Consider the following 21,841-nt stretch of genomic DNA (forward strand, 5'->3'; position numbering starts at 1 on the left):
TATGCTTGAAAAGTAAATGTAATTAATACATTTGCAGTACAATTCACATATCAAGAACCCATGGGGTAAAGGAGTACTACTTGATTACTCATATCAGTCCATTAGGATCTATGGATCTACTCTCTCAACTTGAAGTTGATATGCTAAAACGCACGGCCAGTAGCGATTTGTACCAATTATTTAGGAATTGCTCTTTAGCCGTTTTGCATTCAGGCAGCTTAACTGATAGCAGCAAAGAGCTATTAGAAAAAAGTAAAAATTTTGATATCAATGTATTACGTCGTGAACGTGGCGTTAAGCTTGAACTTATCGAGCCCCCAGAAAAAGCCTTTGTTGATGGTAAAATCATCCGCACCTTACAAGCAAACCTGTTTGCCGTCTTACGTGACATTTTATTTGTTCATGCGCAGATTACGCATGCCAAAGAACAATTTAATCTAGACCTCGAAAACGGCACGCATATCACCAATATGATTTTCTCTATATTACGTAATGCTCGCGCACTACATATTGATGAAGACCCAAGTATGATTGTTTGCTGGGGGGGCCACTCAATTAATGAAATTGAATACCAATATGGCCGTAAGGTCGGTAACGAGCTTGGCTTGCGTGAACTCAATATCTGTACTGGTTGTGGCCCGGGAGCGATGGAAGCACCAATGAAAGGTGCCGCTGTTGGCCATGCCCAACAACAATACAAAAATAGCCGTTTTATCGGTTTAACTGAACCTTCAATTATCGCTGCTGAGCCACCAAACCCATTAGTGAACGAGCTCATCATTATGCCTGATATCGAAAAACGTTTAGAGGCATTCGTTCGATTAGGTCATGGGATTATTATCTTCCCTGGTGGTGTTGGTACCGCTGAAGAGTTGCTTTATTTACTTGGTATCTTGATGGACCCAGCCAACAGTGAACAAGTTCTACCATTGATTTTAACGGGTCCAAAAGAAAGTGCAGAATACTTTGAAGTGTTAGACGATTTTATTCGTCACACTTTAGGTGATGAAGCCAGTAAGCATTACCAAATTATTATTGACGATGCACCAGAAGTTGCTCGTGTAATGAAACGTAGCATGCCACAAGTTAAAGAAAATCGCCGTAGCACCGGCGATGCCTATAGCTTTAACTGGTCCATTAAAATTGCTCACGATTTACAGCATCCATTCGAACCAACGCATGAAAATATGGCATCACTGAACCTCCATCCAGGGCAAGCCCCTGAAAAATTGGCTTCAGATTTACGCCGTGCTTTCTCCGGTATTGTGGCTGGTAACGTGAAAGAATTTGGTATGAAAGCCATAGAAAAGCATGGACCATTCAAAATTCACGGCGATAGTGAGCTAATGAAGCGTATGGATGTGCTATTACAAGGCTTCGTTGAGCAACATCGTATGAAATTACCGGGTGGTACGGCATATGAACCTTGCTATGAAATCGTGAAATAAGTAAATGATGGCGTATTTATGATCCACTTATTAATTATTGATGCATTAAACTTAATACGCCGTATCCACGCGGTGCAAGGAAGCCCGTGTGGAGAAACTTGTTTATCTGCAATATCGCAGTTGATCGCCCACACTAATGCCACACACGTTGTTGCGGTGTTCGATGAAGAAGGGCGTCATCAAAGCTGGCGTCATGAAAAACTGCCCGATTACAAAGCAGGTCGGCAACCTATGCCTGAAGATTTGCATACTGAGCTCCCCGTATTAATAGCCTTATTTAAAGAAAAAGGGATTCACTGTTGGCAGTCTGAAGGAGATGAAGCCGATGATTTAGCCGCTACCTTAGCAACACGTATTGCAGGTTCGGGGCACACTGTCACCATCGTATCCACAGATAAAGGTTACTGCCAGCTACTTGCCCCTAACTTAAGAATTCGCGATTATTTTCAAAAGCGCTGGCTTGATATCCCTTTTATTGAAAAGGAATTTGGCGTTTCTCCTGAGCAGCTCCCTGATTATTGGGGACTTGCTGGGATCAGTAGTAGTAAAGTTCCTGGTGTCGCGGGCATTGGCCCCAAAAGTGCGACAATACTCTTGCAGCAATACCACTCAATTGAAAATATATTTGCCAATTTAGATAAAATTGAAGAGAAATGGCAGAAAAAGCTAATCAATCAGCAGGAGATTGCATTGATTTGCCGAGATATTGCGACGTTAAGAACCGATATTGTGCTCCAAGGAAATTTAAATCAGCTGCGTTATACAACCAGCTAGTAGAAATAAAAAGGCCACTTCATTAGTGGCCTTTTTATTGACTGAATTTATGAATTAATAATACTCACGTGCCATCGGATTCGCCGACCATACCCTCATCACATGTACAGTCACTTCTTCTCGGTCATGATAAAGCTGCTTCGCTTGAATCAACACATTAACGCCTTGTTCTTTAAGCTGTATTTTCAACTTTTCTAAGATATGTGAGACTTCTTCATAGCGCTTTTTCATCGGCAATTTTAAGTTAAAAATGGCCTCTCGGCACCAACCTTGAGCAAGCCAATCCGTCATTAATGCAGCAACTTTAGCTGGTTTTTCGACCATATCACAGACTAACCAAGTGATGTTATGGGAAGTAGGCTTAAATTTAAAACCATCTTCACGGTGATGCTTAACTTGCCCTGTATCCATAAGGCTTTCCGCCATAGGACCATTATCTACAGCATCGACCATCATACTGCGTTTCACCAATTGATAAGTCCATCCCCCTGGACATGCTCCAAGATCTACAGCTTTCATTCCACTTGCTAGACGCTCCTCCCATTCTTCATAAGGAATAAAGACATGGAAAGCTTCCTCAAGTTTTAAGGTTGAACGGCTCGGGGCATCTGATGGGAATTTTAACCTTGGGATCCCCATATAGAAATTCGAACTATTATTAGTATATGAATACCCGGTATAGCAGCAACCTGGGGCAATAAAGAATACATGAATAACTGGTCGCTTAAAATTTTCAAGTGGTAATAAGATTTTTTCTTTACGTAATGCATTACGCAAAGGTACCGTAAACTTGCGGCAAAACTTTAGCAATTCTTTCGATTCGTTGGTATCAGCAACTTCAACACGGAGATCTCCTGCCCGCACAACTTGCTGACTCAATGCATTTACAATCGGGGTAATACGGTCTTCAGGCGGTAAATCCTTAAGTAAGTCCCCTATTACAATCATTTGACGAGCAAAAATTAATTCTCGAAAAGGTAACGTTCGTGCGAGTGTATCCGCATCTTCTGCTTGGTAGCACTCAAAAATAACATAACCACTATTTTCTTTTACGCGGGCAAAACCATAAATTTCTTTTTGCCCAGCTTTATCTGTAATCTCTGCTGCACATTCTTTTTCAAAGCCTGGACGGCAATATAGTGCAATTTTATTACTCATTGCGTGACGCCGATTTCCTTAGACGCATAGCGCCAATAACCACTAACAGCCAACCAATTAGGAAACATACACCACCTATTGGCGTAAAATAAGAAAAGTATTTTACCTGCAATAGTGCCATACAATAAAGGCTACCGCTAAAAAGAAGTATCCCAACAGAGAAAAACACACCTGACCAGTAGAACCACAGAATAATTTTACGTAATAGAATTGCCCCGAGCACCATCAATGCAACAGTATGCAACATTTGATAACGTAGCCCGATTTCAATCCAGTCCATTTGGTGGACACTCATAATTGACGATAACGCGTGTGAACCAATAGCCCCAAAAGCAACAGTAAAGAAACCACTAATTCCAGCGAAAATTAACATCAAACGACTATTCACAGTAACACCTTTTATTTAAATACTTGATTACTGAATAAGCGCCACATCTTGGTCACCCGTAATAAAGCCTAATTTCTCTTGTTCACTTGCAGCCTGCCCAAGAATCCATTGGCGAAATGCAGCTATTTTGCCTAAATCAGCCTGATTTTCTTGGCAAACTAAGTAGAATGCATTTTTACTAACTAATACCTCACTAAAGGGACAAACTAAGCGCCCTGCATCAATTTCATTTTTAGCCATCACATTATTCGTTAGTGCAATTCCTTGGCCATGAACCGCGGCTTGAATAACCATAGCGCTATGACTAAAAATAGGACCTTGCTGTACATTAACTACATTTTGTAACTCTAGTTGCTTAACATATGCTTGCCAGTCCCTTCGTGAAGAATCGTGAAGTAACGTATGTTTTGCTAAATCCTCAGGATTTTTTAGTTGGCGATCCCCTGTTAATAAAGATGGTGAACATACTGGCATTAAATATTCAGCATAAAGCCTGTCTGTTCTTAGCCCAGGCCAATTACCTTTACCGTAGAAAATAGCGACATCAACGTCATCTGCCAATTTATCTTCTTCTCTATCTACAGCTTGGATCCGCACATCAATTCCGGGATAGGCTTGATTAAAACCAGAAAGCCTTGGTACCAGCCACTGAATCGCAAAACTTGGGGATAAACTCACCGTTAATGCCCCTTTTGCACTTCTAGCTTGTAATTTACGTGTCGCCTCGTTCAAAGAAGAGAAAATCTCTTTAATATCAAGATAATAGCTTTGACCTTCTTCTGTCAATAGCAATGAACGATTGCGTCGGCGAAACAATTTCAACCCAAGGAAATCCTCCAAACTTTTCATTTGGTGGCTAACGGCCGCTTGAGTTACAAATAATTCTTCTGCTGCCTTAGTAAAACTTAAATGACGAGCTGCAGCATCAAAGACTCTCAGAGCATTTAGGGGCGGTAATCTTTTAGACATAATCACTTCTACTTGGCATCTTGTTATGCATTAGTTTTTTTCATCCGAAGCATTATAATTTGTCCCTTGAGGATACGCTAGTAAATACCTATAGTATGCACACTTCCTAAGCCGGAACGAAAAGTTACAGAGTTTAGTTACTTTGAAACTTTTGGCTTTGTGGTTGTGATGTTGTGTTTGCAAGTTGTCTGGTTGAACCAGACCTTTGTAGCTTTAGCTACTGTTTTTTCACTTCCTGTACATTTACCCTGTCTGTCCATAGTGATTTTATATAGTGCACCGCCAACGCGCGGTGCTTTTTTTTACTCTTTTTTTAATATTTTAATGGTATTTACTTAAACAATTTAACTTAACAAATACAGATATCTATAGATAATTACTAGTGTACCGAAAAAACTATCAGTAAGATATTTAAGATAAATCTTGAAAATTATTTACTAAGTGCTGAAAAAAATAACTTTATAAGTTAAAGGCATTGTATTGTAATGCAAAACACTGAATCATCTTGAAACCACATAGAGAATAATGCTAACAATTAATACCAAACGTAACAAAATATTTCAATGATTAGATTAAAAAATGATGCGTTTAAATTAATCAGAAATAACCATAAATGTACTAATAAATGTACAATCCATTAATACAGCACTCAGTAATATCAAATCACATTGAAATTTTGACTAAAAAGAAAATACTCATGGATCATTTCAGCGCCGCCACATTTCGTCTCGCTTTTCCAGCGATAGACTCACCAACACTATTTTTTGATAGTGCAGCTACAGCATTAAAGCCCATTGCCATGATCAATGCATCAAATGACTATTATCGCTTGTCAGGCAGTTCGGTATATCGCGGGCAATCACCTGAATCATTAAAATTAACCCGTAACTATGAACTAGGTCGAATTCGTGCGGCGAAATATATTCATGCTTCAAGTGAAAAAAATATTATTTGGACTCGCGGGACAACAGAATCAATTAATTTAATTACACAAGGTTATTTTCGCTCAAGATTACAGCCTAACGATGAAATTATTGTCAGCGAAATAGAACATCATTCAAATTTATTACCTTGGATTATGCTTTCACAGCAAACTGGCGCCAAAATTATAAAATGGCCGGTTGAAAAAAACCTGACGTTGAACCTTGATGTTCTCAAATCTAAATTATCGGAAAAAACGAAAGTCATCGCTATCACACAAATGTCTAATGTAACTGGCTATCAGCCAGATATACAGATGGTGACTCAACTTGCTCACCAAGTAGGGGCGCTAGTCGTTGTTGATGGAGCACAAGGTGTCGTTCATAGCCCTATAAATGTCAGTGAGCTAAATATCGATTTCTATGTATTTTCAGCACATAAGTTATATGGGCCGACTGGGCTTGGGGTTTGCTACGCCAAAACAGAACTTTTAGAGCAAATGACTCCTTGGCATGGTGGAGGAAAAATGTTGACTCACGTCACATTTGATAATTTCACTCTTGCCCCTATTCCCCAACGATTCGAAGCAGGAACACCGAATATTGCAGGGGTAATTGCCTTTTCGGCTACTTTAGAGTGGCTGGAAGAAATAAATTTAACACTAGCAGAAACATATACTTGCTCATTAATCGAATATGCAGCTAAAAAACTGTCGGCGCTACCCGGCTTTATTAGCTATAGTGTACCTCATTCTCCTTTGCTATCATTTAACTTCAAAGATGTTCACCATAGTGATCTGGGAGCCCTCTTGACCGAGCAAAATATTGCATTACGCTATGGTCAACATTGCACCCAACCATTAATGGATGCATTAAATATAAGTGGCTGCTTGCGCATCTCAATGATGCCTTACAATAACCAGCAAGATGTCGATAAATTTATCGATGCAGTTACTGTTTCACTTTCTATACTCAATGAATAAATCAATAAAGGAAGCCTAATGACTTCGACTAACCATGAACTTGCTCCGCACCCATTCGGTACAGAGATTAAAATTCAAGAAATAGTTGAACAGTTTTCCACACATAAAGCATGGGAAGATAAATATCGTTTATTAATTCAATTGGCGAGAAAGTTGCCAGCATTGTCTGATGATGAAAAGCTGCAAACTCAAGAAGTTAAAGGCTGTGAAAACCGTGTTTGGATTGGCGCACTACTGAATGATGATGAAACATTTCATTTTTATGGGGATAGTGAAGGCCGAGTAGTGAAAGGATTATTTGCCATTTTGTTAGCTGCAGTTGAGCAAAAAACAGCGAAAGAGATTATGGAAATTGATTTTAATCACTTACTAACTCAAACCGGCTTACCTGGGCAGCTCAGTGAATCGCGCCAAAATGGTATTCAGTCACTCATTACTGCAATTCAAAATATTGCTAATGAAATGACGCCTGCATAATTCATTGGATGAGGCTATCTATCGCAATAGCCTCATTCACTTTACTGTTTTTCCATTTCCCGTTGTGATTTTGCTATCATCTTTTTAAGTGCATGTGAAACAGCAATAAACCCAAAACTAGCCGTAACCATAGTAACCGCACCAAAGCCTGAAGCGCAGTCCATTCGCTTTGAACCATCCGCAGTGCTTTTTGCCGCACACACAGTACCGTCGCTTTGTGGATAAACAAGCTGTTCGGTAGAAAAAACACAATCAATCCCAAGCTTTCCTTTTCCATTTTTAACGACGTTAAAATCGGATTTTAAGCGTTCTCGCAACTTAGCCGCTAACGGGTCTTGAACTGTTTTAGCCAAGTCCACTACTTGAATTTTTGTTGGGTCGATTTGCCCACCAGCACCGCCTGTGGTGATAACGGGTATTTTAAAGCGCCTACAATACGCTAACAGCGCAGCTTTAGGCCTTACACTATCAATCGCATCAATAACATAATCAAACCCCGCATCAAGGTAATGAGCGACATTATCAACCGTAATAAAATCATCAATAACATTTACTACACATTCGGGGTTAATTTCTAAAATACGATTTTTCATCACATCAACTTTTGGCTGCCCAACGGTCGATTTGATGGCATGTAATTGCCGATTAGTATTAGTCACACAGATATCATCCATATCAATCAATGTGATATGCCCAATACCTGAACGAGCAAGTGCCTCAGCGGCCCACACACCTACCCCACCAATACCAATGACACAAATGTGGGAACGTGCAAAAAGATGAAGAGCATGTTGCCCATATAAACGCCCGATCCCAGCAAAACGCTGCATCCAAGCATCAGAAAGCTTAGCTTGCATAATAACGAACAACCTCAGTTAAACCTGTAACTACAGTGAACCAAATAGCGGCTGGCTTTTTTTCAGCACCCAAACTCGCCCGTAATGGTTATAAAAACCGGCCATTTTTCCAGCTTCATGGCCTATACCGTGGTAAATATCAAAATGATGCCCTTTAATCGCCCCACCGACATCCAAGGCTATCATCATACGCATTTCATACTGCCCCGTAAATTTCCCGTTATTATCTAATACAGGGATTTCTGCGAGCAAGGCTGTACCCGGTGGAATAAGGGTTTTATCTGATGCAACGGATGCTTTAGCGATTAAAGGAACAGCACTTGCCCCTCTAACAGGAACAAATGATTGTGGTTTAAAAAATACAAATGACGGGTTTTCTTCTAAAAGCTGGCGAACTTCTTGCTCGCTATGCTGATTAGTCCAATCATGAATAGCTTGTAATGACATTTGGCTCAGAGGAACCTCGCCACGATCCACCAGTACTTTTCCAATACTTTTGTATGCGTGACCATTTTTACCTGCATAACCAAAGAAATTCAGTGGGCTACCATCCCCAAAATCAACATAGCCACTTCCTTGAACTTCCATCATAAAATTTTCAACCGGTGAATTGCTATAAGCTAAAATTAAATTATCACTCAGGGCACCGTTATAAATAGCTGCTCGACTAGGTAAGCGAGTTTTTCCTTTTGGTGGCATGCCGTACAACGGATAACGAAACTCCCCTTGAGCCATACGGCGGGCCTCAATAACAGGCGTGTAATACCCTGTGAATTGTACGTTTCCATAATTATCGGCGCCTTCCATTTGGAAAGCGGTTAAATTGAAATTAGCCAATTGAGCCGGATTTCCTCCCGCCATCAACCAATTCTCTATAGCATGGTAGGTGTCGTTATTATTTTTAAACAACCGCGGTGATGCATTTTTAATTTCATTAACCTGTTGATTAAAATCTGGCGCATTTATAGGTCGCCCATTTACATTCACCTGATTTACTTTCTGTAAATCCTGAACTAAGCGACCATCTTTATATTGTTGGCCTTTATCCGTTGGATGGGTTTGGCATCCAGCCAATAAAGAAAGAAATACGCTGGTTACTAACCATTTTTTTACTGTATGTTTATTGACGATTTTTGTTAGCCCTATATTCATGCTCTACCACCCAGATAAATCCAACAATCCAATATGAAGCGCACAATAGCAAACCCAATTAGGGAATGAAACGTGTAAATATATTTAGAGAGGTTATTTTCCTTTCCCTACTCATCAAAGTGTAAAAAACAGCCAGACAGAACATATTTTGTTCTGTAAATGCTAAATTTTGTAAAAAAAACACGAAAAAACTTGCATCAGATCTCATCCCGAGTATAGTGCCCGCATCGGACGCGGGGTGGAGCAGCATGGTAGCTCGTCGGGCTCATAACCCGAAGGTCGTTGGTTCAAATCCAGCCCCCGCAACCAATTACTGATTAAATCAGTAAAGTAACAAAAAATCTGCAGTATAAAGTCGTAAAAATTCAGTCGCGGGATGGAGCAGCTTGGTAGCTCGTCGGGCTCATAACCCGAAGGTCGTTGGTTCAAATCCAGCTCCCGCAACCAATTTTTTACCTCTTCAGTCGCGGGGTGGAGCAGCATGGTAGCTCGTCGGGCTCATAACCCGAAGGTCGTTGGTTCAAATCCAGCCCCCGCAACCAATTCTTTCGAATATCATTTCTGATTCAGTTCCTTTTATAACTTCACAATAAGATCTTCTATTTTTAATCATCAATAAAAAAGGCGATTCACACACTCGCTTATCACCTTTCTTTATCTTAATCTGATTTTAATCAATTAGTTGCGAATTGCTAATGCACCGCCATTACGGAAGTAAGCTTTTACTCCTTCAAAAATGGATTCCGCCATTTGCTGTTGGAATTTAGCTGTTTTTAATTTCCGTTCTTCTTCTAAATTACTAATAAAAGCCGTTTCGACTAGAATAGATGGGATCTCTGGTGCTTTCAGTACCGCGAATCCAGCTTGGTCAACTCTATTCTTATGCAATTTATTAACCTTCCCCATCCGCTTTAACACTTCATCACCAAATTTCAAACTGTCATTAATCGTCGCGGTTTGCACGAGATCAAACATCGTATGGTCAAGATACACATCACCGCTTTTACTCACTCCCCCCACTAAGTCTGCTTCGTTTTGTGTTTGTGCAAGGTAGCGAGCCGTGTTACTAGTAGCCCCTTTCGTTGATAGTGCAAAAACAGAAGAACCACGGGCTGAACGATTAGTAAATGCATCTGCATGAATTGAAACGAATAAATCTGCCTGCATTTTACGTGCTTTCGCTACTCGGACTTTTAACGGAATAAAGACATCTTCATTGCGTGTCATATAGGAGCGCATTTTAGGGTCTTTATCTATCAACGCTTTTAAGCGACGGGCAATCTGTAAAACCACATCTTTTTCACGCGTTTTATATTTACCTATCGCACCAGGGTCTTCGCCACCATGTCCTGGGTCGATCATAATAATAATTGGACGATCCGTTCCCGCCTTTCCAGGTTTCTTCGCTTGAGCAGGCATACTTTCTTCAAGATCACCTTTATTGTAATCCTCAAGCAATGCCAATAGTGGGTCATCATTGGTATCAACACCTTTGCCTGGATAAAAATCCAGAACCAAGCGGTGTTTAAATTCCGCGACAGGTGCCATCGAAAAGAATTGAGGACTGACTTTATTTTTAACCTCAAACACCAAGCGAACCGTTTTTGGATCAAATTGCCCAACTCTAACTAGTTTTAGATAGGGATCACGTGTTTGAATTTGAGTTCCCATATCTTTCAACACATTATTTAACTGCACCCCTTCAAGGTCGACCACAATACGTTCAGGGTTATTAAGCACAAACTGACGGTACTTCAATGGAGTGCTAGATTCCAATGTAACTCGAGTATAGCTCGATGCTGGCCAAATACGCACAGCCACCACACTGCTACTCGCAGAAAAACCGAATGGGCTAATGCTCAGTAACATAACTGCAGCTGCGCCTTGAATAAAACGACGCTTAGATGGGTTGTGATCTTGGTGACTCATCAATAATTCCGAACCTAGAACTGAGAAATAAAGTGATTTTAGGATAATTGCTAATAATTAGACTTGAAACACGCACTCTAACTAATCATTTGCACTCTGTCATTAAGAATATATCAAAGCATCTATAGAGTTACAGTAATGAGTATAACTTAATCATACTAAGAGAAAATATTTGTGAGTGACTTTCTGTGTCAATTTTATGCAATTTAGATTTCGTAGAGTATATCCAGTTAAGTTTAGAGATATGTAAATGTAAAAAATAAAAATGTTACTTTTTTTATCCTATCTTTTACTTGATATTTCCCAACAAAAAGAATAAAAATACATTATTAACGAATAAAAATTCAATTAAGAGGGTTGTTATGAAAGAGCGCAGCACCGAGTTGGTTGATGAGTTTCGCCATTCGGTCCCTTATATAAACGCCCACCGCGGCAAAACATTTATTATTATGCTTGGTGGTGAAGCGATTGCGCATGAAAATTTTCCCAGTATTGTCAATGATATAGGGTTATTGCATAGTTTAGGCATCCGAATTATTGTCGTTTATGGCGCAAGACCTCAAATCGAGGATATCTTAGCTGAGCACCAATATGAGGCGGTTTATCATAAACATACTCGCGTAACCGATGCGAATACACTTGAATATGTAAAACAAGCTTCTGGAGCTTTACAATTAGATATTACAGCTCGGTTATCTATGAGCTTAGGAAATACCCCACTTCAAGGGGCGCATATTAATGTGGTTAGTGGCAATTTCGTTATTGCCCAGCCTCTCGGGGTCGATGATGGCATTGATTATTGCCACAGCGGAAGGATCCGTCGTATTAATGAAGAAGCTATTAATAATCAGTTAGATAATGGTTCTATCGTTCTAATTGGGCCGGTTGCTGTCTCAGTCACAGGGGAAAGTTTTAATTTGACCTCTGAAGAAATTGCCACCCAATTGGCAGTTAAAATGAAAGCAGAAAAGCTGATTGGCTTTTGCTCCTCTCAAGGTGTTGCAGATAAAAACGGCAATATTTTATCTGAATTATTTCCGAATGAAGCAGAAAACCGCATTCAAGAGCTGGAATCTGAAGGTGATTTCTATTCAGGAACCGTGCGTTTCCTGCGTGGAGCAGCAAAAGCTTGCCGCCGAGGCGTCCGCCGTAGCCATCTATTGAGCTATCAAGAAAATGGGTCTTTAATTCAAGAATTGTTCTCACGTGATGGTATTGGTACACAAATCGTCATGGAAAGTGCGGAACAAATTCGCCGTGCTAACATTAATGATATTGGTGGAATATTAGAGCTTATTCGCCCATTAGAGCAGCAAGGGATTTTAGTTAGACGTTCACGTGAACAGTTAGAAATGGAAATTGATAAATTTACCATTATTGAACGTGATAACTTAGTCATCGCTTGTGCAGCGCTTTACCCTTATCCAGAAGAAAAATTAGGTGAAATGGCATGTGTCGCTGTTCATCCTGATTACCGCAGTTCGTCTAGAGGAGAAGAACTTCTGCACCGTATTGCCGTACAGGCGAAACAATTTGGCCTAGATAAACTATTTGTTCTGACAACTCGTAGCATCCATTGGTTTCAAGAGCGTGGTTTTACCCCCGCGGAAATTGAGATGTTACCAATGAAAAAACAGGCTTTATATAACTACCAGCGCCGTTCTAAGATATTGATTTTAGATTTAAAAAACCAACCGGATAAATAAACATTAGAATCGTCAAATAATGACTGTTTAGTCGCCTGCTTTAACTCCAAACTATACAAGGATGTATAGTTTGGGTTGTGACTTTAAAACCACGGAATAGCCACTAAGCTATCTGAATAACTCTGGCTTTCTCGCACAAAAGAATGGAGTCTATATGTGGCTGTATTGCAGCTTTCATCTCAGCGAAAGAAGTACCATAAAAATAAAATGCGGTTTCTGTCGGGCCATCCCAAACTCCGTGAATACTCCCGATGTCTTCCACTGCTTCATCTAGGATATCGAACACCTCATTGATATCCCCATTTTCATAAACCTCATCTGCGAGCTCTGTCCCGTTGAAATAAATAGCCATACCTTCATCTGAGCCAAAATCAATTCGCACATCTTCGCCATGAATAAATAAACGAGAACCTTTTGGAGCTAACATTGAAGAAAAAAGTTGAATAATTAAACTGATATTTTCGTCACTGGCCTCTTCAAGTGCTATTTCTATATCGCATTCCTGCGCTTCACCATTATCAGCTAATAGTGTTCCACCACCTGTGACATGGATATTTTTACCCATGCTTTTCATGACTTCATTAAATGCGTCTTCTAAATCGCCACGTCTAATCGGTTCAAGCCTTGCATTTAATGTTACTGTAATTGCCGTCATTGCTTGCTGGTTATCCATCTCATTACCTTTACTTTAGGGTTAAATATTCACGTAACTTACATATAAACTAGTCACATTAATTGGGTCGCTAAACCGCTTCGCCGCTTGGTTGGCGTTTCAACTGCTCGACGTAATACCTTTGGACTGCCATAAAGAGATAGCTCTTTTTTAGCTCGAGTTATCGCCGTATACACTAGCTCACGGGTCATTACGGGAGAATATACATTTGGTAAAACCAATGCGGTATGAGCAAACTCCGAACCTTGTGATTTATGAACTGTCATCGCATAAGCTGTTTCATGTTGTGGGAGTCGGTTAGGTTGCACTCCACGTATAGTCCCATCAGGAAATTGAAAATAAGCTCTAAGTGCATTTTCTTCATCAGGTAAAATGATACCGATATCCCCATTAAAGAGTCCTAGAGGGCTATCATTACGACTAATCATAATTGGCCGGCCTGCATAGTGTTTATTCGATAAATTATATGGGCGGTTTATTATCCCTTGTCTATGAAACAATTTTTCCAATTTATCGTTTAGGCCAATAACGCCAAAAGGTCCTTCTCGCAGAGCCGTTAGTAACCGATATTGGTTAAATTTTTTCAAAACCTGCTCAGGGTCTTCTTTATCTTTTACCGCAAGCAGATATTCCTTATAATTTTCAGCGGCATCTAATAAAATTTTCGCGTAATCATCCGCAGTTTCTTGGATATAACTATGTACATCCGGCCGCTGTTGGTTTAGTAATTGTTGAACTTGAGAAACATTACCTTCGTTTACAGCAAAAGCGAGTTGGCCAATCCCTGAGTCTGCAGAAAAACGGTAGCTTTTACGTAGTAGACATAGGCTATCACGAATAGCAGGGCCGCTTGGTGATGCATAAGATTCGATAGAATGCCCTGTTAGTTCCGAAAGCTGAGACGCTCTTTCTACACTATAACCATTATCAGCAAACTGACAAATATCCCCTAATACTGCCCCTGCCTCGACCGAGGCTAATTGGTCTTTATCACCTAAAAATATTAACTTTGCATTTTCAGGTAATGACTCAAGTAATTTACTCATCATAGGTAAATCTACCATTGAGGCTTCATCAACAATGAGTACATCAAGAGATAAACGATTATCACGGTTATAGCGAAACTGCTGGCTCTCAGGTTGAGCCCCTAATAAACGGTGCAATGTTTTTGCATGATTAGGTAAAACTGCGCGTTCTTCATCAGTTAAAGGAATTTTTTTCATCGCCTCACCGAGGGACTCTGTCAACCTAGCTGCAGCCTTACCTGTTGGAGCGGCCAGCTCAATTCTAATTTTATGGTGATGCCTGGCTTCAAGTTTAATTAATGCCGCAAGGATACGCGCAACTGTTGTCGTTTTTCCTGTCCCCGGCCCCCCTGATATAATTGATACCTTACTGGTTACAGCAACTGCTGCGGCAATTTTTTGCCAATCTATTTCATCAGTAATGGGAAATAGGCTATCCAATACACTCTTAATTTGAGCATTATTTTGTTTGTCTACTGATGTACTAGCGAAAAAGTTTGCGACATACTGCTCATATTGCCACATTCGTTGAAAATATAAGTATCCCCCCGAAAGCACCAAAGGAGAGATTTTGTTTTCTGTTGATAGTGACACTGCATTTGCTTGTTTTAGCGTTTGATAAAGTTCTTGTTCGCTCGGCTCTCCCATTTTTTGCCAAAATTCAGCGGCTAACTCTGGGTGCCTTCCTGCAAATAATTTTTCAGGTATAACATCTGCCAGCGCTAAACAAACATGTCCAGCCATGGTTTCTGCACTAAGAAGTGCGGCAATAGTAAGCACTATAGGGTGCTTATTGTCAGAAATACTGTAAGCAAATTGCACATCTAGAGGTGTAAAGATATATTCCTCAATAGCCTGATTAAATAGGGATTTCATTAAGCTGACTCCCCTTGTTGAGCATTTTTAAATAAGCTATCTAACGCTTCAATAAAAGCGCCTATTGGGCGACAAAAGAAAATTCCATTACTTGAATTGACATTATCTATTCCTCTTAAAAATAAATAATAAACGCCTCCAAAATGGGCTTCATAGTCATAATTAGGCATTCTTTGCTTTAGGTAACGATGTAACGCCAACGAATATAGTTGATATTGTAAATCATAGCGGTGGTCTATCATCGCTTCAGCCATGGCCTCTTGGGTATAAAAGCTAGCATCCTTCCCTAGATAATTTGACTTATAATCAAGAAGATAAAATTTACCTTTCCAGTAAAAGGTGAGGTCAATAAAGCCCTTTAAAATCCCCTGAACTTTCTCAAAATTGAGCGGGGGGCAACGTTGTGATAATGGGTCATATTGATGCGTTATCTTATCTAAGTGGCTTGCACTCAATATTGACTCAATAGGAAGATAAAACTGCATCTCATCTAATTGGTCTTGAACCTGTAATGCAGACAAACATAGCCCGTCTTCTGATAATGGTGCCTGTACAATTGCGTGTAGCCATTCTTGCAGCATTGATGCCCAATGTAAGTCAAACCCTGAGGATTCAAGTTTCTCAGACAACCACTCTTGAGAAACCGGCTCACTAAAGTCAATTTCCTCCATCAAGCTATGTAAAAATGTTCCCGGAGATGCGCCTTTAGGAAATTGATGAGGGGTTAGAGTAAAAGACTCACCTTCCTGCTGCTCCACATCAATACTGGCCTCAATATCCATATTAGGGGCTAATGAATTCGCAAATTGCAATGCTGAAACTGATTGTTCTGCCTCTGTATGGCTTGAGCCATAACTTAGCCCCGAATAACTAGTAACACGCCAATGATCATTAAAATGACGAGTCACCGTTCTTGCAGACAAGTTTACGCTGTCATTTTGTTCTAATAATAAACGTTCCGACTTAGGTTGATTAATCACGATAACATCAATAACGTCATTGCTAATCTCAGCCAACATGTCATTTAATAGTAAGCAGTCTCCAGCTTGTCCTTTTTGGATAACATAGCCCAGCGCAGATAAGTGTAAGTCTGTTTCACCACTTTTTTTCCTATTACCTTTAATTAATGGTGCAATACCAACACTACAGTGATAGATGGCTCTTGTAAGTGCCACGTACAATAAACGCAGGTCTTCTGCTAGACGTTCTTCATCAGCTAAAGCAACATTTTCTTCACTATCATTTAAATCTAGACGTACCCCATAATCTGTTCTGTCGTGATACAAGCCTTTAGATTGAGGTAAAAAATTGCTCGCAAAAGGTAACCAAACAATCTTGTATTCAAGGCCTTTAGATTTATGAATGGTACTGATTTGCACCAAGTGTTTATCACTTTCAAGACGCATTTGCTGTACGTCAGATTGATGGTCAGGATGGGCAATTTGTTGTGCTAGCCAACGTGTTAGTGTGTGCTCACCTTCAAGCTGTAATGACATTTCTTGTAATAGCTCACCAATATGCATCACATCCATCAAGCGGCGTTCTCCATCAGTGCCTGATAATAACGTTTCTGCAATCTGCCTCTGCGCCATGACCATTCTAAGCATGGGAAGCACGCCACGCTTTTGCCAAACCATGGCATAACGAGCAAATTCATCTACAATTTTTTCCCACGATTTTTCATCATGGTTTAAGTCATCAATTTGTTTAGCGGTTAAACCCAATATCCCTGTCGCCAATGCACTACGCAAAACACGTTCTTTTTCGGGTGTTAAAACTGCCTGTAGCAACCACAGTAAATCTCTCGCTTCTGGTGTTGAAAATACACTTTCCCGATTAGATTGAAATACAGAAGGGATATTTAACCGATTTAAAGCATCACGAATTAATACGGCTTCTCGTCGGCTGCGCACCAACACTGTAATGTCAGAAGCTTCAACAGGTGTATGCGCCCCTTGATTGTCAAAATAGCTACTACCTTGCAACCCGCCTTGTAAGTATTGTGCTATTTGTACCGCACATTGTGAAGCTGTTGCTTGTTCATATTCAGCAACGGAGACACCTTCCGCTTCAAGTTGCCAAAATGCAAGTGATTTGACTTTTTCACCATCATGAATAAGTTTTTTATCACTATTTTGCTTAGCAAAATTAACGGGTTGAAAAGGAATTTGCTCAAAAATAAATGGGGACTGACAACGAGAAAATAGATGATTAATAGCTTCAACCATATTTTGCGATGAACGATAGTTAGTCTCTAATGTATAGTGAGCACTAACTTCATTTTTTGCTTCGATATAGGTGAAAATATCAGCGCCTCGAAAAGCATATATAGCTTGTTTAGGGTCGCCGATAAAAAGTAATGCACTGTCATTAACTTCCCGATAAATGCGTTGAAAAATACGGTATTGCTGTGCATCTGTATCTTGAAACTCATCTATCATTGCAACGGGAAAACGTTGGCTAATAGCTTGAGCTAAAAATTTTCCGCTTTCTTGAGCAAGAGCACTGTCTAAACGGGTCAACAAATCATCAAACCCCATCTCACCTCGGTTATGTTTTTCAAAAGTGATAGCCTCCCTCACCTCTGCAATAGCCAGTGGAATAATCAGATCTATTAGGGTTAATGATTGAGAAAGTAGCTCATCTATTCTTTGGAAAACAACATGCTCTGGCCCCGAACCACTTTTTGATTTTTTATGTAGTACCGTTTGTGAAAAGCGTTCAAGATCTTTAGGTAGCTGATAATCTTCTGTTTCTTCTTGAGCCCATTCACCGATTTTTATCAACCATGTAGGTAGAAAACGAGTACTATAACTTCGTTTATCAACATCGGAATCAGCGATAAGCTTCTCAAAATCTGCTGAATTTTCTAACCATGCCGCTTTTACAGACTCAATTAACAAGATTAGTCGCTGATGCCGTTCTTCTAGAGATTCAATTTGCTTTGGTTGGTTAATAATTAAAGGAATATCACCTTGTAAGAAAGGTTTAATCTCCGAGAGCAATGCTTCAGGACCACTCCACAGTGACTGAATGACTTTCGTCATGGAGTAATTTAAAGGGTAAAAATGGCGGCGCCAAAAATCTGCACAGGCTTGTTTCTGAATCGGAAATTCATCTTGAATCATGGTCTGTTCAAATAGCACTCCTGACTCAAATGCATTATGAACTAGCATTCTTTGGCAAAAACCATGGATAGTGTATATTGCTGCTTCATCCATTTGCCTTTCCGCAGCCTGCAACCATCGCGCAGCGAATTCTCTTTGAGACTCCCCCGAAAGCTCGGCTAATAATTCAAGATACTCAGGCTGCGACTCGAAACCAACACCATTTCTTAAGCAAGCTAAGCGCATATCATGAATACGTTGACGAATACGCCCACGTAACTCATTCGTTGCAGCTTCTGTAAATGTTACAACTAAGATTTCTTCAACACTTAACGGCCGAGGAAACGCATTAACGCCTCCCAGACCTAATAAAAGCCGCAGATAAAGTATACCAATTGTGTACGTTTTACCCGTTCCTGCTGATGCTTCAATTAACCGCTGTCCACGCAGTGGCAAGGAAAAAACATTCAGTAATTGGGACTCTACCTGCACTTTATTCACTCAGCATCTTCCTTTATTGGTAAAATCTTTTGCAACTGAGAAGCTGTTGGGTAAAGCACCCAATCTTTCAGATGCGCATATCCTACTTTAGTGTCAACTCCTCGGCCTATAACTTGGGAGCTAACGGCTAACCCTTTGTGCTTTATAACTGCATTTTCATAATACTCAATGACTTGTTCTTTCGTTGCACTACCTAAAGTTGTAATAACTTTTTCACGAGTATCAAAACTGAAAATATTTCTAGAAAAATCAGATGAATAACGACCGACTTCCTCATAGAATGTTTGAGGTGGTTGGTTCATTTCCGTGATAATAGATTGTTTATATTGATTAAATTCATCTATCGGTAGTTTTTTCAGTTTCTCTAATGCTTGAAGATAAAATTGTTGGTAACGTGTATTCAAATAACTCGGTGTTTTGGCATTACTTTGAATCAAAAAGCCCATACCCCACTGATCACCCAGCCCAGTTTTAAAAGCAAATACTGCATAACCCAGTTGCTCATTAGTTCTTAGTTGATCATAAAACCAAGGCTGAATCACTTTAGAAAGAATACCTGATAATACTGCACCATCAATGCGGCTATAACCGTCCGGAATAAAGATTTCAGCAAGCGCATTATCTGAGCTATTTCCCTGCTTTTGGAAATCGGCTAGATAATTTTTGTCAATAACGACAATATCACCACGCCACCAATTGGTACCTTCGCTCTTTAATAATTGCTGTGCATCTTTAATAGTTTTAATGCTTTGTGACTCAGTCATATTGCCAAAGACCAACGCTTGTAATGCTGCGCTTTTAACTATCATTTCACGGTAGCTAGTGATGTCTTGCAGTGAAATTTTATCTAGCTCCGCTAAACGCTGTTCTTGCTCAAAGTAAGGCACACTATTAATACGTTGAAGCGGTTGCATAGCCAACTCATAAGCTTTCGCATTATTAGCAACTTCAATTTGCTCTTTATACCAAGATTTTGCTTGGGCTAGCTCTTGTTCCGTTGGCTCAAAATTCAGGTATAGCTGAGTCATGGATAAAAAGAGTTCAGGTAAATGTTGGGTGTAACCACTGGCATTTAATTGCAGACCAACTCCTTGAGAAACAGAGACTGACATACCCGCTACCGATGCTTGATATTGCAGCTCATCCATTTTCAATGAAGCGATATATTGTAATAAAGAGCCCGTTACTTGTTCCTTGGCATCTTTATCCCCTTGATTAGAACGTAATGATAAAGTGATACTTGCTTTTGGCTCATCAGCAAAATATTGACTTGGCATATATAACACACGCGTATTGCCATCTTGATAGATGAATTCAGGGTGTTTATAAGCCTTACTAGTTTTAATTAATGATAAATTATCAGCAATATACGGGTTTAAAGCGGGTAATTTAAAATTCATTTTAGATTCTAAACTTGCCCACGATTTAAATTGTTTTGCTGTAATTTTGTTAACTTGATACGGCGCATCAACAAAATACGCCTTTTTGTTATTCGGTTCATTTGGGCTAATAAACCAAATCCTTGCCTCTTGCGCGCTGAGCTCTGATAAACGCTGTTTAATCGCCTCAGGATCATACTTATCAGCAATATAATCTGAATCCAGAACATGATTAACAGGAACATCAATCATTTGGTCTGATAACCATTCAATGTAGTTCATATCCCTAACAATTGAACCATAACGGAATGATAAATTAAGAACTTTTGCTATTTCATCAAAGTAACTTTTATTGATTCCATCGTTCTTAATTAACTCAAGATAAGAAAAAATAGCTGCAATAATTTCGTCCCTTTCTTGTAAGCCTTTATCTGTCAACGTGACATAAATAGAGAAAGAGCCATAGTTTCTATCTAAATTTGGGGATGCAGAAGCGCTTATACCTTCAGCAAGTCCTTGTGATATTAACCAATCAGCTAGTGTCCCTGGACTTCTATTGCCAATTAAGTAACTAATATAGTTATCACTTTTACTGCGAAAATCTGCCATATTATTTTTAATACTAAATTCAATTTGTATGGCTTTTTGCGGTTGAGCCGGCACATAATGGATGATAATACCTTTTTCATTCTCCGTTACTGCGGGGATATTAACAGCAGGAACACTTGCATTAAAATTAGGTATACGCCCAAATGTTTCCTGTGCGATATTCGCTAATGACTCAATAGACTGGTCGCCGTAAAGTACTGCATTCATTAGGTTTGCAGAATAATACTGCTTATAAAAACCCAGTAGCTCATCTTGTAGTTTGCTATTAGGTTTATCTTTTAGAGTCTCTAAATTCCCTCCCGAAAAACGCGAATTCGGGTGTAATGGGTTCAATGTTTCAGAACGTACTTGCCATATACGCATCCCATCACGAGAACGTGCCATTGTAAGTTCTGCATTAACTGCATTACGTTCTCTATCTGCATTAATCGGGTCTAAAAGTGGCTCAGCCAATGCATCTGCAAGCCTGTCCGTTGCTTCTTTTAATGCGCCATTTTCAACTTCAAAATAATAAGCAGTGCGGTGAGATGCCGTGCTTGCATTATGGCTACCACCATGTTTTTGTAAAAACTCAGAGAAACTGCTTGGCTCGGGGTACTTTTTAGAACCCATTAAAACCATATGCTCTAAATAATGGGCCAGCCCTAATTGGCTATTTGGGTTTTCAATACTACCAACAGGTATCGATACAGCAGCCAATGATTTTGTCGCTTTGGCATCTGATACTAATAAAACCGTCATATCATTACTGAGTTTGATGGCTTTATATTCCCTAGGGTCACTTTCGCTTTTATTTACTGTTTCAGGCAAAATTTGCCAAAGTGGTTGTGCTGCAATCGCTTGGCCACCGAAAAAAATTACCAGTAATAAAAATAGATGAGCGATATTTTTGGATAAATATTGCATCCTT

15 protein-coding genes and 3 tRNA genes are annotated in these 21,841 nt (G+C 39.7%); 8 read left to right on the forward strand and 10 right to left on the reverse strand.

Features of this window, described 5'->3' with window-relative positions; genetic code table 11:
• Positions 1–80: 80 nt before the first annotated feature.
• Positions 81–1,448, forward strand: a complete 1,368-nt coding sequence (ppnN, locus tag ACU696_RS18315; RefSeq protein WP_123382299.1) for a nucleotide 5'-monophosphate nucleosidase PpnN — start codon at positions 81–83, stop codon at positions 1,446–1,448.
• Positions 1,449–1,466: 18 nt separating this feature from the next.
• Positions 1,467–2,222, forward strand: a complete 756-nt coding sequence (gene xni / locus ACU696_RS18320) for a flap endonuclease Xni (RefSeq protein ID WP_209101905.1) — start codon at positions 1,467–1,469, stop codon at positions 2,220–2,222.
• Positions 2,223–2,276: 54 nt separating this feature from the next.
• On the opposite strand, the gene rlmM is transcribed toward xni, so the two are convergent.
• The 3 genes from rlmM to ACU696_RS18335 are packed head-to-tail and all read right to left on the reverse strand — an operon-like array spanning position 2,277 to position 4,737.
• Positions 2,277–3,380: a 23S rRNA (cytidine(2498)-2'-O)-methyltransferase RlmM gene (gene rlmM, locus ACU696_RS18325; RefSeq protein ID WP_109911794.1), complete on the reverse strand. Its 1,104-nt coding sequence runs from the start codon at positions 3,378–3,380 to the stop codon at positions 2,277–2,279.
• Complete coding sequence (locus ACU696_RS18330) at positions 3,373–3,768, reverse strand: DUF423 domain-containing protein (RefSeq protein ID WP_004908716.1); 396 nt, start codon at positions 3,766–3,768, stop codon at positions 3,373–3,375. Before ACU696_RS18330 ends, rlmM begins: the two co-directional genes overlap by 8 nt.
• Before the next feature lie 27 nt (positions 3,769–3,795).
• Positions 3,796–4,737 (reverse strand): transcriptional regulator GcvA, encoded by a 942-nt coding sequence (locus ACU696_RS18335; RefSeq protein ID WP_004908711.1) that lies wholly within the window; start codon positions 4,735–4,737, stop codon positions 3,796–3,798.
• A gap of 697 nt (positions 4,738–5,434) precedes the next feature.
• Here ACU696_RS18335 and csdA point away from each other — a divergent pair.
• Together csdA and csdE are read left to right on the forward strand one after the other, a co-directional pair.
• Positions 5,435–6,640: a cysteine desulfurase CsdA gene (gene csdA / locus ACU696_RS18340; protein ID WP_196723987.1), complete on the forward strand. Its 1,206-nt coding sequence runs from the start codon at positions 5,435–5,437 to the stop codon at positions 6,638–6,640.
• An 18-nt stretch (positions 6,641–6,658) separates the two neighbouring features.
• A complete protein-coding gene (gene csdE, locus ACU696_RS18345) occupies positions 6,659–7,117 on the forward strand; it encodes a cysteine desulfurase sulfur acceptor subunit CsdE (RefSeq protein ID WP_004908705.1) in 459 nt (152 codons plus the stop codon).
• Positions 7,118–7,158: 41 nt separating this feature from the next.
• Here the strand turns inward: csdE and tcdA are convergent, their stop codons facing one another.
• Positions 7,159–7,974 (reverse strand): tRNA cyclic N6-threonylcarbamoyladenosine(37) synthase TcdA, encoded by an 816-nt coding sequence (gene tcdA / locus ACU696_RS18350; RefSeq protein WP_004908703.1) that lies wholly within the window; start codon positions 7,972–7,974, stop codon positions 7,159–7,161.
• A 30-nt stretch (positions 7,975–8,004) separates the two neighbouring features.
• Positions 8,005–9,126 carry a murein transglycosylase A gene (mltA, locus tag ACU696_RS18355; RefSeq protein WP_004908700.1) on the reverse strand — a complete coding sequence of 374 codons (1,122 nt, stop codon included), beginning with the start codon at positions 9,124–9,126 and terminating at the stop codon, positions 8,005–8,007.
• Between the two features lie 232 nt (positions 9,127–9,358).
• Here mltA and ACU696_RS18360 point away from each other — a divergent pair.
• The 3 genes from ACU696_RS18360 (at position 9,359) to ACU696_RS18370 (ending at position 9,668) form a co-directional block, all read left to right on the forward strand.
• A tRNA-Met gene (locus ACU696_RS18360) sits at positions 9,359–9,435 on the forward strand.
• Between the two features lie 61 nt (positions 9,436–9,496).
• Positions 9,497–9,573 (forward strand) — tRNA-Met (locus ACU696_RS18365).
• Between the two features lie 18 nt (positions 9,574–9,591).
• Positions 9,592–9,668 (forward strand) — tRNA-Met (locus ACU696_RS18370).
• A gap of 136 nt (positions 9,669–9,804) precedes the next feature.
• Here the strand turns inward: ACU696_RS18370 and amiC are convergent.
• Positions 9,805–11,055, reverse strand: coding sequence for an N-acetylmuramoyl-L-alanine amidase AmiC (amiC, locus tag ACU696_RS18375; RefSeq protein ID WP_004257585.1), 1,251 nt, complete (start codon positions 11,053–11,055; stop codon positions 9,805–9,807).
• 362 nt (positions 11,056–11,417) lie between these two features.
• On the opposite strand from amiC, the gene argA reads away from it, so the two are divergent.
• Positions 11,418–12,761: an amino-acid N-acetyltransferase gene (argA, locus tag ACU696_RS18380; RefSeq protein ID WP_109911792.1), complete on the forward strand. Its 1,344-nt coding sequence runs from the start codon at positions 11,418–11,420 to the stop codon at positions 12,759–12,761.
• Positions 12,762–12,864: 103 nt separating this feature from the next.
• Here the strand turns inward: argA and ACU696_RS18385 are convergent, their stop codons facing one another.
• Genes ACU696_RS18385 through ptrA form a run of 4 tightly spaced genes read right to left on the reverse strand, consistent with a single transcriptional unit; the run spans position 12,865 to position 21,837 of the window.
• On the reverse strand, positions 12,865–13,434 hold the full coding sequence (locus ACU696_RS18385; protein ID WP_004908691.1) for a hypothetical protein: 570 nt from the start codon (positions 13,432–13,434) through the stop codon (positions 12,865–12,867).
• Positions 13,435–13,487: 53 nt separating this feature from the next.
• Positions 13,488–15,335 (reverse strand): exodeoxyribonuclease V subunit alpha, encoded by a 1,848-nt coding sequence (recD, locus tag ACU696_RS18390; RefSeq protein ID WP_109911790.1) that lies wholly within the window; start codon positions 15,333–15,335, stop codon positions 13,488–13,490.
• Positions 15,335–18,943, reverse strand: coding sequence for an exodeoxyribonuclease V subunit beta (gene recB / locus ACU696_RS18395; protein WP_209101902.1), 3,609 nt, complete (start codon positions 18,941–18,943; stop codon positions 15,335–15,337). Before recB ends, recD begins: the two co-directional genes overlap by 1 nt.
• On the reverse strand, positions 18,940–21,837 hold the full coding sequence (ptrA, locus tag ACU696_RS18400; RefSeq protein WP_209101900.1) for a pitrilysin: 2,898 nt from the start codon (positions 21,835–21,837) through the stop codon (positions 18,940–18,942). Before ptrA ends, recB begins: the two co-directional genes overlap by 4 nt.
• Between the last annotated feature and the right edge of the window lie 4 nt (positions 21,838–21,841).

The organism is Providencia sp. PROV_01 (assembly GCF_053098325.1).

Coding starts and splice junctions, on each gene's coding strand:
- tcdA (WP_004908703.1), bottom strand. CDS start 7,974: ATGCAAGCTAAGCTTTCTGATGCTTGGATGCAGCGTTTTGCTGGGATC.
- csdA (WP_196723987.1), top strand. CDS start 5,435: ATGGATCATTTCAGCGCCGCCACATTTCGTCTCGCTTTTCCAGCGATA.
- csdE (WP_004908705.1), top strand. CDS start 6,659: ATGACTTCGACTAACCATGAACTTGCTCCGCACCCATTCGGTACAGAG.
- rlmM (WP_109911794.1), bottom strand. CDS start 3,380: ATGAGTAATAAAATTGCACTATATTGCCGTCCAGGCTTTGAAAAAGAA.
- argA (WP_109911792.1), top strand. CDS start 11,418: ATGAAAGAGCGCAGCACCGAGTTGGTTGATGAGTTTCGCCATTCGGTC.
- mltA (WP_004908700.1), bottom strand. CDS start 9,126: ATGAATATAGGGCTAACAAAAATCGTCAATAAACATACAGTAAAAAAA.
- xni (WP_209101905.1), top strand. CDS start 1,467: ATGATCCACTTATTAATTATTGATGCATTAAACTTAATACGCCGTATC.
- ACU696_RS18335 (WP_004908711.1), bottom strand. CDS start 4,737: ATGTCTAAAAGATTACCGCCCCTAAATGCTCTGAGAGTCTTTGATGCT.
- ACU696_RS18385 (WP_004908691.1), bottom strand. CDS start 13,434: ATGGATAACCAGCAAGCAATGACGGCAATTACAGTAACATTAAATGCA.
- ptrA (WP_209101900.1), bottom strand. CDS start 21,837: ATGCAATATTTATCCAAAAATATCGCTCATCTATTTTTATTACTGGTA.
- amiC (WP_004257585.1), bottom strand. CDS start 11,055: ATGAGTCACCAAGATCACAACCCATCTAAGCGTCGTTTTATTCAAGGC.
- recD (WP_109911790.1), bottom strand. CDS start 15,335: ATGAAATCCCTATTTAATCAGGCTATTGAGGAATATATCTTTACACCT.